The 12,390-nt window shown below is 68.3% G+C and carries 15 protein-coding genes; all 15 read left to right on the top strand.

The features are described 5' to 3' along the window. Nucleotides 1-5 precede the first annotated feature (5 nt). A complete protein-coding gene (ilvB, locus tag VGV13_07350) occupies nucleotides 6-1,766 on the top strand; it encodes a biosynthetic-type acetolactate synthase large subunit (protein ID HEV8640895.1) in 1,761 nt (586 codons plus the stop codon). Beyond that, nucleotides 1,766-2,347, top strand: a complete 582-nt coding sequence (gene ilvN, locus VGV13_07345) for an acetolactate synthase small subunit (GenBank protein HEV8640894.1) — start codon at nucleotides 1,766-1,768, stop codon at nucleotides 2,345-2,347. The genes ilvB and ilvN overlap by 1 nt, the downstream gene beginning before the upstream one ends. A 31-nt stretch (nucleotides 2,348-2,378) precedes the next feature. After that, nucleotides 2,379-3,383: a ketol-acid reductoisomerase gene (gene ilvC, locus VGV13_07340; protein HEV8640893.1), complete on the top strand. Its 1,005-nt coding sequence runs from the start codon at nucleotides 2,379-2,381 to the stop codon at nucleotides 3,381-3,383. A 2-nt stretch (nucleotides 3,384-3,385) separates the two neighbouring features. After that, nucleotides 3,386-4,066 (top strand): phosphatidylserine decarboxylase, encoded by a 681-nt coding sequence (locus VGV13_07335; GenBank protein HEV8640892.1) that lies wholly within the window; start codon nucleotides 3,386-3,388, stop codon nucleotides 4,064-4,066. A gap of 67 nt (nucleotides 4,067-4,133) precedes the next feature. Beyond that, nucleotides 4,134-4,928 (top strand): CDP-diacylglycerol--serine O-phosphatidyltransferase, encoded by a 795-nt coding sequence (gene pssA / locus VGV13_07330; GenBank protein HEV8640891.1) that lies wholly within the window; start codon nucleotides 4,134-4,136, stop codon nucleotides 4,926-4,928. A 19-nt stretch (nucleotides 4,929-4,947) separates the two neighbouring features. Then, complete coding sequence (locus tag VGV13_07325; protein ID HEV8640890.1) at nucleotides 4,948-6,495, top strand: 2-isopropylmalate synthase; 1,548 nt, start codon at nucleotides 4,948-4,950, stop codon at nucleotides 6,493-6,495. A 21-nt stretch (nucleotides 6,496-6,516) separates the two neighbouring features. Further along, entirely contained in the window at nucleotides 6,517-7,602 is a 1,086-nt protein-coding gene (gene leuB / locus VGV13_07320; protein ID HEV8640889.1) for a 3-isopropylmalate dehydrogenase, read from the top strand. Further along, nucleotides 7,602-8,606 carry an aspartate-semialdehyde dehydrogenase gene (locus VGV13_07315; GenBank protein ID HEV8640888.1) on the top strand — a complete coding sequence of 335 codons (1,005 nt, stop codon included), beginning with the start codon at nucleotides 7,602-7,604 and terminating at the stop codon, nucleotides 8,604-8,606. The genes leuB and VGV13_07315 overlap by 1 nt, the downstream gene beginning before the upstream one ends. Nucleotides 8,607-8,642: 36 nt before the next feature. Further along, nucleotides 8,643-8,966 carry a hypothetical protein gene (locus VGV13_07310; protein HEV8640887.1) on the top strand — a complete coding sequence of 108 codons (324 nt, stop codon included), beginning with the start codon at nucleotides 8,643-8,645 and terminating at the stop codon, nucleotides 8,964-8,966. Between the two features lie 26 nt (nucleotides 8,967-8,992). Next, nucleotides 8,993-9,709 carry a tRNA pseudouridine(38-40) synthase TruA gene (gene truA, locus VGV13_07305; protein HEV8640886.1) on the top strand — a complete coding sequence of 239 codons (717 nt, stop codon included), beginning with the start codon at nucleotides 8,993-8,995 and terminating at the stop codon, nucleotides 9,707-9,709. A 145-nt stretch (nucleotides 9,710-9,854) separates the two neighbouring features. Further along, nucleotides 9,855-10,628 (top strand): formate dehydrogenase accessory sulfurtransferase FdhD, encoded by a 774-nt coding sequence (gene fdhD, locus VGV13_07300; GenBank protein ID HEV8640885.1) that lies wholly within the window; start codon nucleotides 9,855-9,857, stop codon nucleotides 10,626-10,628. Further along, complete coding sequence (locus tag VGV13_07295) at nucleotides 10,621-10,926, top strand: hypothetical protein (GenBank protein HEV8640884.1); 306 nt, start codon at nucleotides 10,621-10,623, stop codon at nucleotides 10,924-10,926. Before fdhD ends, VGV13_07295 begins: the two co-directional genes overlap by 8 nt. A gap of 103 nt (nucleotides 10,927-11,029) precedes the next feature. Then, nucleotides 11,030-11,308, top strand: coding sequence for a hypothetical protein (locus VGV13_07290; protein HEV8640883.1), 279 nt, complete (start codon nucleotides 11,030-11,032; stop codon nucleotides 11,306-11,308). 67 nt (nucleotides 11,309-11,375) lie between these two features. Beyond that, nucleotides 11,376-11,951, top strand: a complete 576-nt coding sequence (locus VGV13_07285; GenBank protein HEV8640882.1) for a twin-arginine translocation signal domain-containing protein — start codon at nucleotides 11,376-11,378, stop codon at nucleotides 11,949-11,951. Between the two features lie 48 nt (nucleotides 11,952-11,999). After that, a partial coding sequence (locus VGV13_07280) for a molybdopterin-dependent oxidoreductase (protein ID HEV8640881.1) occupies nucleotides 12,000-12,390 on the top strand: 391 nt, incomplete at its 3' end.

Raw genomic sequence — 12,390 nt, 5'->3', positions numbered from 1 at the left:
GAGGAATGGCCGTGAAAACGTCCGGAGCTCGCATCGTGCTCGAGTGCCTCAAGCGTGAAGGCGTGGACACCATCTTCGGCCTGCCGGGGGGTGCCGTGCTCCCGCTCTACGACGCCCTCTACGACTTCGAGGGGCTCCGCCACGTCCTCGTCCGGCAGGAGGCGGCGGCCGGCCACGCCGCCGAGGGGTACGCGCGGACCACGGGCAAGGTCGGCGTGTGCCTGGTGACCTCGGGTCCGGCGGCCACCAACCTGGTCACCGCGCTACAGGACGCCTACATGGACTCCATCCCCATCGTCGCCCTCACCGGGCAGGTGCCGACGCACCTCATCGGCAACGACGCGTTCCAGGAGGCCGACAACTGCGGCATCACCCGGCCCTGCACGAAGCACAACTTCCTGGTGAAGGACGGCAAGGACCTGGGGCCGATCATCCGCGAGGCTTTCCACATCGCCTCCACCGGTCGTCCCGGGCCGGTGCACATCGATCTACCCAAGGACATCCTGGTGAAGGAGACGGAGCTGGTCTGGCCGGACAAGGTCCAGCTGCGCTCCTACAACCCGAACTACGACGGCCATCCGGGGCAGATCAAGAAAGCCGCCCGCCTCATGGTGCAGGCACACCGGCCGGTCCTCTACGTGGGGGGCGGCGTGATCTCATCCGATGCCCACGCGGAGCTGCTGGAGCTGGCCGAGCTGACCCAGATCCCGGTGACCACCACCCTCATGGGGCTGGGCGCCTTCCCGTCCGAGCACCCGCTCTCGCTCGAGATGCTGGGGATGCACGGGACCTACTACGCCAACATGGCCGTCCACGCCTCGGACGTGCTCGTCGCGATCGGCGCGCGCTTCGACGACCGGGTGACCGGCAAGGTCGAGTTCTTCGCCCCCGAGGCGGAGATCATCCACATCGACATCGATCCCTCGTCGATCTCCAAGAACATCCAGGTCCACGTGCCGATCGTGGGGGATTGCCGTCGGGTGCTGCGCGCCCTCATCGACGCCGTCCGGGAAGAGATGGGCGGCGGGGTCCCCTCCCTGGCCGGGGAGGCGCGCCAGCAGTGGCGGGCCCAGATCGCCCAGTGGCGGGAGAAGCAGCCGCTCCGGTACGAGTGGGACGACACCCTCATCAAGCCCCAGTACGTCATGCAGGAGATCTCCAATCTCACCCGCGGCGAGGCTTACGTGGTGACCGGCGTGGGCCAGCACCAGATGTGGGCGGCGCAGTACTACAAGTTCAAGTACCCGCGGCGGTGGTGCACCTCGGGCGGCCTCGGCACCATGGGCTACGGGCTGCCCACCGCGATGGGGGTGCAGGCGGCGCACCCCGGCAAGCTCGTGGTCAACATCGACGGCGACGGCTCCTTCGCGATGAACAGCCAGGAGCTGGCGACCTGCTTCACCGAGAACCTCCCGGTCAAGACCGTGATCATCAACAATAGCGGGCACGGGATGGTGCGCCAATGGCAGCGGATCATCTACAAGGAGCGCTACTGCGCGATCGACCTGCCGGGCATCCCGGACTGGGTGAAGCTCGCCGAGGCGTACGGCTGCGTCGGCCTCCGGGTCACGAAGCCGAGCGAGCTCGCGCCGGCGATCGAGAAGATGCTCGCGACGCCGGCGCCGGTGATCCTCGACGTGTGCGTCGACAAGGACGAGTGCGTGTTCCCGATGGTGCCGGCCGGCGGCGCCAACACCGACATGATCCTGACGCCGCCGACTCGCGAGGTCCGCGAGAAGGCGGCCAAGTCGCAGACGGGGTTTTGATGAGCAACGGCAACGGCAGCGAGCCGCGCAAGCACACGATCGCGATCCTCGTCGAGAACAAGTTCGGCGTCCTGTCGCGCGTCGCGGGGCTCTTCTCGGCGCGCGGCTACAACATCGAGAGCCTCTCGGTCGGCGAGACGCTGGACCCGGCCGTGTCCCGCATGACGATCGTCGTGCACGGCGACGAGTTCGTGATCGAGCAGGTCACGAAGCAGCTCCACAAGCTGATCGACGTCATCAAGGTCTCGGATCTGACGGACGACAACCACGTGGAGCGCGAGCTCGTGCTGATCCGCGTCAACGCCGAGCCGCAGCACCGCGCGGAGATCCTCCGCACCGCGGACATCTTCCGCGCCAAGGTGGTCGACGTCACGGCCGCGACCTTCGTGCTGGAGGTCACGGGCGAGGAAGGCAAGCTCGACGCGCTCATCGAGCTCCTGAAGCCGATGGGCATTCAGGAGCTCGTGCGCACGGGCAAGGTGGCCATCGCCCGCGGTCCGAAGGCGCGCGCGAAGAAGGTCGAGCCCGTCAAGCGCGCCCGCGTCTCCGACGACCCCCGGGTCGTCGGGTTCGCCGATTAAACGATGATGGACAGAAAGGAAGCCGACTGACATGCCCGCGAAGATCTACTACGACCAGGACGCCGATCTCGGCCTGCTCAAGGGCAAGAAGATCGCGATCATCGGGTACGGCAGCCAGGGCCATGCCCACGCGCTGAACCTCCACGACTCGGGCCAGGACGTCGTGGTCGGGCTCTACAAGGGCTCGAAGAGCTGGGCGAAGGCGGAGAAGGACGGCCTGCGCGTCGCGACCGTGGCGGAAGCGACGGCGATGTCGGACGTCGTCATGATCCTGCTTCCGGACCAGAGTCAACGCGAGGTGTTCGAGAAGGAGATCAAAGGCGGGCTGAGCAAGGGCAAGATGCTCATGTTCGCCCACGGCTTCAACATCCACTTCAACCAGGTGGTGCCGCCGGCCGACGTCGACGTCGCGATGATCGCGCCGAAGGCGCCGGGCCACATCATGCGCGACCTCTTCACGCAGGGTCCGGGCGTTCCCGCGCTCATCGCGGTCTACCAGGACGTCACGGGCAAGGCGAAGGACGTGGCGCTCGCGTACGGCAAGGGCGTCGGCTGCGCGCGCGCGGGCGTGCTCGAGACGACGTTCAAGGAAGAGACCGAAACCGATCTCTTCGGCGAGCAGGCCGCGCTCTGCGGCGGCATCTCGCACCTCATCAAGGCCTCGTACGAGACGCTGGTCGAAGCGGGCTACCAGCCCGAGGTCGCGTACTTCGAGTGCATGCACGAGATGAAGCTGATCGTCGACCTGTTCTACCAGGGCGGCCTCGCGTACATGCGCTACTCGGTCAGCGACACGGCCGAGTACGGCGACTACACGCGCGGCCCCCGGGTCGTGTCCGAGCAGACCAAGGCGGAGATGAAGAAGATCCTCGGCGAGATCCAGTCCGGCCAGTTCGCTCGGGAGTGGGTGCTCGAGAACCAGGCGAACCGTGCCGGGTTCCTCGCCATGCGCCGGCGCGACGCGGAGCACCCGATCGAGGAAGTCGGCAAGCGCCTGCGCGGCATGATGGCCTGGATCAAGCCGCCGCGGATGTAACCATGGCCGGACGTCGAGACTCCGACAAGCCGAGCGACAAGGGCGGCAAGAAGCGCTCGCGGCTGCCGGTCGCGAGCGAGGGCTGGCCGTTCATCCTGGTGCCCGCGGCCATCGCCGCGGGCCTCGCCCTCACGGGGCGGCGCAAGCTGGCGCTGCCGTTCGCGGCCGCCTCGGCCGCGTCGCTCGGGTTCTTCCGCGATCCCGAACGCGAGACGCCGACCCTGCAGCACGCGGTCGTGTCCCCCGCGGACGGCCGCGTCATGGAGATCGCGGACGCCGTGGATCCGTTCGTCGGACCATCCGTGCGCATCGCGATCTTCCTCTCGCCGCTCGACGTGCACGTGAACCGCGCGCCGATCTCGGGGCTCGTGGTCAGCGCGCAGTACACGGCCGGACATTTCGCTGCGGCGTTCCGGCCGGGCATCGAGGAGTCGAACGAGCGGTGCGCGATCCACATCCAGGGTGAGTCGGCGCGGGTGACGGTGGTGCAGATCGCCGGGGTTGCGGCGCGCCGGATCGTCTGTCGCGTGTCGGCGGGCGACAAGATCGAGGCCGGCGAGCGCTTCGGCATGATCCGTTTCGGCTCGCGGACCGACTGCTACGTGCCGCGTGGCACGGACGTGCGCGTGCGGGTGGGCGACCGCGTGGTCGGCGGCGTCACCATCCTCGGAGTCCTGCCGTGAGTGCACGGAACCCCGACGGTCGATGCAGGCCACCTGCGGCGGTCGCGGGCAGGCGGGCCCCGATCCAATGATCAGACGGCATTCCAAAGCCGCGCGCCGGCGGCGGTGGCAGGAGCTCCGCGAGCGGCGCAGTCAGGGCATCTTCCTGCTGCCGAGCCTGCTCACGACCGGGAACCTCTTCTGCGGCTTCTTCGCGATGATCCTGACCGTGCAGGGGCGCTACACCGAAGCGGTGCTGGCGATCTACGTCGCCATGATCATGGACCTGCTCGACGGCCGTGTTGCGCGGCTGATGAAGGCGACGAGCCAGTTCGGCGTCGAGTTCGACTCGCTCGCGGACGTCGTCTCGTTCTGCGTCGCGCCCGGCTTCCTCGTCTACTCGTTCGCGCTCTCACAGCTCGGGCGGCCCGCGTGGTTCGGCGCCTTCCTGTTCGTGATCTGCGGGGCCCTCCGGCTCGCGCGCTTCAACGTGCAGACCGGCAGCGTCGACAAGCGGTACTTCGTCGGGCTCTCGACGCCGGCGGCGGCAGGCGCGGTGGTGTCGACGGTGATGTTCCTCGAGAAGGCCGACCTCCCGCGCTGGCACCTGACGGCGATCGCGGTCGGGACGTATTGCGTGGCGCTGCTGATGGTGTCGACGTTCAAGTACTGGAGCTTCAAGGAGGTCGACGTCGCGCGCCGGCACCCCGCCCAGGCGCTGCTGGTCGTCGTCCTCGGCGTGATGATCGTGGCCACCAACCACGAGCTGTTCCTGTTCCTCATCTTCCTTGGCTATGCGCTGTCCGGACCCGTCCGGCGGCTGATCGTCGGGCGCGCGCCGGTCGTGGCACCGGCCGAGCCGGCGCATTCCGAGCGACCGTAAACGCGAGAGGAGTCTTCCCATGGATCGGGTGATCATCTTCGACACGACGCTGCGGGACGGCGAGCAGTCGCCCGGGTTCTCCATGAACACGATGGAGAAGCTGGAAATGGCGCGCCAGCTCGCGCGTCTGAACGTCGACGTCATCGAGGCCGGCTTCCCGATCTCCTCCGAGGAGGACTTCGAAGCGACGCGCGAGGTCGCGAAGCAGGTGGGCACGCTCGAGGGCGCGCCGATCATCTGCGGCCTGTCCCGCGTCGGGCTCGGGGACATCGACCGCTGCTGGGAGGCCGTGAAGTACGCGCGCCGCTCGCGCATCCACACCTTCGTCGCGACCTCCGACATCCACCTGAAGTACAAGCTGCGCAAGTCGCGCGCGGAGGTCCTCAAGGCGTCGGTGGAGGCGGTGCGGCACGCGCGGGAGTACTGCGAGGACGTCGAGTTCTCGCCCGAAGACGCGTCGCGCTCGGACTTCGACTACATGTGCGACGTCCTCTCGGCGGTCATCGACGCCGGCGCCCGGACGATCAACATCCCCGACACCGTCGGCTACGCGGTGCCCAAGGAGTGGGGCGAGCGGATCGCGAGCATCCGCGAGAAGGTGCAGGGCATCGAGAAGGCCGTCGTCTCGGTGCACTGCCACAACGACCTCGGTCAGGCCGTCGCGAACTCGCTCTGGGCCCTGATGCACGGGGCGCGGCAGGTGGAGTGCACCATCAACGGCATCGGCGAGCGCGCCGGCAACGCGTCGCTCGAGGAGATCGTGATGGCGCTCCGCACGCGGAAGGACTTCTTCGGCGTCGAGACGCAGGTCCGGACGCAGGAGCTGTTCCGGACGTCGCGCCTGCTCTCCCACATCACCGGCGTCCACGTCCAGCCGAACAAGGCCATCGTCGGTGAGAACGCCTTCGCGCACGAGGCCGGGATCCACCAGGACGGCGTGCTCAAGGAGAAGCTCACCTACGAGATCATGAAGCCCGAGGACATCGGGCGCGCCTCGAACAAGCTGGTGATGGGCAAGCACTCCGGCCGTCATGCGCTGGCGGCGCGGCTCAAGGATCTCGGCTTCGACCTCGCGGGCGGCGACCTCGACCGCGCGTTCACGAAGTTCAAGGACCTCGCGGACCGGAAGAAGGAAGTCTTCGACGAGGACCTGATCGCGATCGTCACGGACGACGCGACGCAGATGCAGGAGACGTACGCGCTCGAATACCTGCACGTGATCAGCGGCACGGGGATCATTCCGTCCGCGACCGTGAAGCTGAAGAAGGAAGGTCAGAGCTTCCAGGACTCGGCGGTGGGCGACGGCCCGGTGGACGCGGTCCTGGTGGCGATCGACGCGATCACGGGGATGAAGGGGCGCCTGCAAGACTACGCGCTGCGCGCCGCGACCTCCGGCAAGGACGCCATCGGCGAAGTCTCCGTCAAGGTCGACTTCGACGGGACGATCGTCAGCGGCAAGGGGGCCTCGACCGACGTGATCGAAGCGAGCGCCCGCGCGTACCTCTCCGCGCTGAATCGCCTCATGCAGACGACCAGCGGCAAGCGGCTCAAGGAAGTCGGACCGTAGGACGACAAGGGGGACCCTCACGTGGCGAGCTACAGGATCGCGGTCCTTCCGGGCGACGGCATCGGGCAGGAGGTGACGCCCGAGGCGATGCGCGTCCTCGAGACGGTCGGCAAGCGCACGGGAACCTCGTTCGAGTTCGAGCAGGCGCTGGTCGGCGGGTCGGCGATCGACGCGACGGGCGAGCCGCTGCCGCCGGCCACGCTCGACCTCTGCCGGCGCGCGAATGCCATCCTGTTCGGCGCGGTAGGCGGTCCGAAGTGGGACGATATCGCGACCGAGAAGCGGCCCGAGCGCGGGCTGCTCGCCATCCGCAAGGAGCTCGACCTCTACGCGAACCTGCGCCCGGCGAAGTGCTTCCCGATGCTGGTCGACGCCTCGCCGCTCAAGCGCTCGGTCGTCGAGGGCACCGACCTGATGGTCATCCGCGAGCTGACCGGCGGTCTCTACTACGGTGAGCCCCGCGGGGTCGAGCGCTTCGCCGACGGCGGCGCGCGCGCCATCAACACCATGTCCTACACGTCCCGCGAGATCGAGCGCGTGGTCCGCATGGGGTTCGAGGTCGCGCGCAAGCGGCGGAAGAAGCTGACGTCCGTCGACAAGTCGAACGTGCTCGTGGTCTCGCAGCTCTGGCGCGAGATCGCGAACCGCCTCGCGAAGGACTATCCGGACGTGAGCCTCGAGCACGTGCTCGTCGACAACTGCGCGATGGCCCTGGTCCACAAGCCGACGCAGTTCGACACCATCGTGACCGAGAACACGTTCGGCGACATCCTGTCGGACGAGGCGGCGATCCTCGCCGGGTCGATGGGCATGCTGCCGTCGGCCTCGATCGGCGGCACCGTCGGCCTCTACGAGCCCGTGCACGGCACCGCGCCCGACATCGCGGGCAAGGGGCTCGCCAACCCGATCGCCGCAATCCTTTCGGCGGCCATGCTGCTGCGCTACTCTTTGAACATGGGCTCGGACGCCGATCGCATCGAGCGCGCCGTGCTCGACGTGCTCGCCGCGGGGCATCGCACGGCCGACATCGCTTCGTCCGGAGAGAAGAAGATCGGGACGAAGGAGATGGGCGACCTCGTCGTGCGCGCCGTGGAGGCGCAGTCCTAGTGGCACCGGGTGTGACCGTCGCCGTCGTCGGCGCGACCGGCGCGGCCGGCCAGACGACGCTCCGCATCCTCGAAGAACGGAAGTTCCCGGTCCGCGAGCTCCGCTGCTTCGCTTCCGAGCGCTCCGTCGGCAAGACCGTGACCTTCGCCGGCGAGGAGGTGCCGATCCGGAGGCTCGAGCCGTCGGCGTTCACGGGCATCGACATCGCCTTCTGCTCGGCGGGCACCGCGCAGTCGAAGGAATGGTCGCCCCAGCTGGTTTCCGCGGGCGCCGTCGTCGTCGACAAGTCGAACGCGTTCCGCATGGATCCCGCGGTCCCGCTCGTCGTGCCGGAGATCAATCCGCACGCGGCGAAGCGGCACCAGGGCATCCTCGCGTGCCCGAACTGCACGACGATCATCACGGTGATGCCGCTCAAGCCGCTGCACGATGCCGCGCGTCTCCGGCGCGTGATCGCGGTGAGCTACCAGTCGGTCTCCGGCGCCGGCGTGAACGGCATCGCCGACCTGCGTGAGCAGACGCTCGCGTGGGCGCGCGGCGAGTCGCTCGAGGCGAAGCACTTCGCGCACCCGATCGCCTTCAACCTGATCCCGGCGATCGACGCCTTCCAGCCGGACGGCTACACGGGCGAAGAGTGGAAGCTCGTCAACGAGACGCGGAAGATCCTCGAAGAGCCGGACCTCCCCGTGATGCCGACGACGGTGCGCGTCCCGGTGTTCACGTGCCATTCGATCGCGGTCACCGCGGAGACGGAGCGGAAGGTCGAGGTGGCCGAGGCGCGCACGCTGTTCGAGCGCTTCCCCGGGCTCACGCTCTGGGACGAGCCGGCGGAGAAGCGGTATCCGATGCCGGTCCTGGTCGAGGGCCAGGACGACTGCTACGTGGGCCGCGTGCGCGAGGATCTCTCGCACCCGCGCGGTCTCAGCTTCTGGGTCGTGGGCGACCAGCTGCGCAAGGGAGCGGCGACCAACGCCGTCCAGATCGCCGAGCTGCTGCTCGGGTAGGCGGGAAGCGCCGACCCGGCGCGACGAGGGGGTCCGATGAGGCTCCGTCGCTACTACTACCATCACGTGAAGCCCCACCAGCGGTTCCACATCGCCGTGTTCCTGACGATCATCGCGGTCGCGTGGATCGCCGTGCCCGGCGTCGCGCGCTTCGTCGAGACGATCGGCAGCTACAACCCGGCGGGGTACGAGCCCAAGGACGGCGAGCGGGCGGAATGGCTCGCGAAGCGCGATCCGAATCCGTTCGGCTACCTGACGTGGGAGAACCTCCTGAAGATCGCGCTGTTCATCTTCGTCGGGCTCGCGTGGCTGGCGGTCGCGCCGACGTTGCAGCGACCCGGTCGCTCGCTCCGCCGATAACGTCGCCGCTCCGGACGTTCCGGCTCGTGCTGTCGTACGACGGCACCGGCTATGCCGGCTGGCAATCGCAGCCGGATCCGCCGACCATCCAGGCCCTGCTCACGCGCGAAGCGCGGCGGCTCTGCGGCGAGGACGCGCGCGTGACCGGCGCCTCGCGCACCGACGCCGGCGTCCACGCGCTCAGACAGACGGTCTCGCTCACCACGACATCCCCGCTGCCGCCGGCGGCGATTCTCGGCGCGCTCAACGCCGCGCTGCCGCCCGACATCCGCGTCCGCGACGTCCGCGAGGCCGCGCCCGGGTTCCACGCCCGCTTCGCCGCGCGCGGCAAGCGCTACCTCTACCTGATCGACAACGCCCGCGTCGGCTCGCCGTTGCTCCGCCGCGTCGCGTGGCACGTCCCGGTGCGCCTCGAGATCGAACGGATGCGTGCCGGGCTCGCCGCACTGCGCGGCCGCCACGATTTCTCGGCGTTCCGCGCCGCCGCGGGACGCGAGCAGGCGCCGGTGTGCACGGTCCGCGCGCTGCACGTCTTTCGTCGTGCCGACCGCGTCGCGCTCCTGATCTCCGCCGACCGCTATCTGCATCACATGGTGCGCACGATCGTCGGCAGCGCGGTCGAGATCGGCCGCGGCGCCAAGAGCCCGGAGTGGCTGGCGGAAGTCCTGGCAGGCGGAGACCGCAGGCGCGCGGGCCCGACGGCCCCGGCGCACGGCCTGACGCTGGTCCGGGTGACCTATTGAGGTCAGGGGGAGCGCTGCGCTGCTCCCCCCGAACCCCCCATCGCTCGGCGGCGCTCGGTCATGTGATCCGTCGCAGCGCACTTACGGCGTGGTCGGCTCAGGCAGCGGCGGCAAAGCCGCCGCTCGAACCGCGTACAATCAGCCCGTGAGGACGTTTTTCCGTCTCAAGGGCGAGCGCGTCGAAGAAATCACTGCGGAAGTCGTCCGTGAGCAGCCGCTGACGGTCTACGTCAACGGCGAGCGCTTTCTGACCTTGCTCTGCTCGCCGATGCAGCTCGACGCGCTCGTGATCGGCTACCTCTGGATGGAGAAGATCATCGGTGGCCTCGAGGAGATCCGGTCCCTGGAGATCTCGGTGGTCGACGGCCGCGCCGACGTCGTCCTCACCGAGCCCGTGACGCTGCCGACCGAGCGCATCCTGACCTCGGGGTGCGGCGGCGGCATCACCTTCCGCATCGACCATCGGCTGTTTCCGCGGCTCGAGTCTTCGCTGCGCGTGGCGCCGGCGGCGCTCGCGGCGCAGATGAAGGAGCTCGCCGCAGCCGCTGTCCACTACCGGGTCTCACGCGGCATTCACGGCGCCGCGCTGTCCGACGGTGCGCGTCTGCTCGTCGTCGCCGAGGACGTCGGCCGGCACAACGCCGTCGACAAGGTGAAGGGCGAGGCGATGAAGCAGGACATCGCGACGGTCGACCGGATCTTGCTGTCGACCGGCCGGATCTCGTCCGAGATGCTCCTGAAGGCAGCGCGCATGGGGGTGCCCGTCGTGGCATCGCGGACGTCGCCGACCGAGATGGCGGTCGCGCTCGCGGAGCAGCTCGGCGTCACCGTCTGCGGCTACGTACGCCCGGACGGCCTGAACCTCTACGCGGGCCACGCCGTCGATCTGGCGGTGGAGCCGGTTTCCCGTCATGGCTGAGCCCGGCGACAGCCCGCAAGACAAGGCCTATCGCGTCGGCTTCAAGCGGTCGAAGCGCGAGGACTATGCGGTCGACATGCTGCAGCGGGCGCGGGGGAACCTCGAGGACCCCGATCAGGTGGACCGGATCCTTCGAGATATCGGCCGGTACTATAACGCCATCGCCGATCAGCCGATCGTGTCGCTCGAAGAGCGGCGGCAGATCGTGGAGTCGCTCCGCGCCGGCCGGACCGCGGAGGCCGCCGCACTACTCGACGCCTGTCTGGGCCGTTACCAGGTCCAGGAGGATGATTCCTAGCCTCTTTAGGTGGCCTCGATGCGGCTTGACCGTGACGGTCTGACCGCTGTAGCATTTCCCAACTTTTCAATGGTCTTACATCCAGTTCCGGGGAGGTCTGACCATGTCCCTTGGGTTTACGGAATCCCTGCAGCAGAACCGCTTCATCGTCGTTTCCGCCGATCCCGACACGCGCCGCGTTCGTCTCCGATCGGCGGCTGACGTCTGTCGCGACCTGTCATGCGGCGACGGCACGATCGTCGTGACCGAGGACGGTCGCGGCGACGATCTCAAGGCACTGAACGCCGGGGACATCGTCCGCGTCACGTCGACGCCGGGCCGCCCCCCCGAGATCGTCGTCGTCCGGCGCGTGTGGGACGAGCTGTCGAGTCCGGAGTTCTGATGCGGCCCCCTGCGATCGCGCTCTGCGCCAGGCAGCGTCACGGAATCGCCCACGAAGGAGGTTCACGATGAGTCTGTCCCGACGCGACGTGCTGAAGTTCGGCGGCGCCACCGCCGCGGGAGTCGCGGCCGGCAGCCGGCTCGACCTCGCGCCCGTGGAGGCCGCGGCGACGGATCTGAAGATCAAGACCGCGAAAGTGTCGCGCAGCGTCTGTCCGTACTGCGCCGTCGGCTGCGGGCAGCTCGTCTACTCGAAAGACAACCGGATCATCGACATCGAGGGCGACCCGGACACGCCGCACACGCTCGGCAAGCTCTGCCCGAAGGGCGCGGCCACCATCCAGCTCTCCAACAACAAGCTCCGCCCGACGAAGGCGCTGTATCGCGCGGCCGGCTCGGACAAGTGGGAAGAGAAGCCGCTCGACTGGATGTACGCCGAGATCTCCAAGCGCTACTACGAGACGCGCGAGAAGCACTTCATCGAGAAGGAGAAGACGAAAGACGGCGCCGACATCACCGTCAATCGTCTGGAGGCGATCGCCTCCCTCGGCTCGGCGTGCATCGACAACGAGGAGGCGTACCTCCTCACGAAGTTCAACCGCTCCCTGGGCATCGTCTACCACGAGCATCAGGCCAGGGTCTGACACTCCGCCACGGTCCCAGCTTTGGGGACCACGTTCGGGCGGGGCGCGATGACCACGAACCTGATCGACATCCAGAACGCGGATGTCATCATGGCGACGTCGAACATGGCCGAGAATCACCCCGTCGGCTTCCAGTGGGTGATGAAGGCCAAGGAGCGCGGCGCCAAGCTGATCCACGTCGACCCGCGCTTCACGCGGACCAGCGCCGCCGCCGACATGCACGTCCCGCTGCGCTCGGGGACGAACATCGTCTTCTTCGGCGGCCTGATCCGGTACGCGATCGAGTCGAACCTCTACTTCAAGGATTACGTCGTCAGCTACACGAACGCGTCGTTCCTCATCGATCCCGCGTTCAAGACGCCGACCGACCTCGGGGGCCTCTTCACCGGGTTCGACGACGCCAAGCGGAGCTACGACCGGAGCTCCTGGAAGTACCAGC

This window comes from Candidatus Methylomirabilota bacterium, assembly GCA_036001065.1.
Taxonomy (GTDB): Bacteria; Methylomirabilota; Methylomirabilia; order Rokubacteriales; family CSP1-6; genus MNEF01.
The sequence above is the reverse complement of the archived record's forward strand: the minus strand, read 5'-3'. Positions and strand labels throughout refer to the sequence as shown.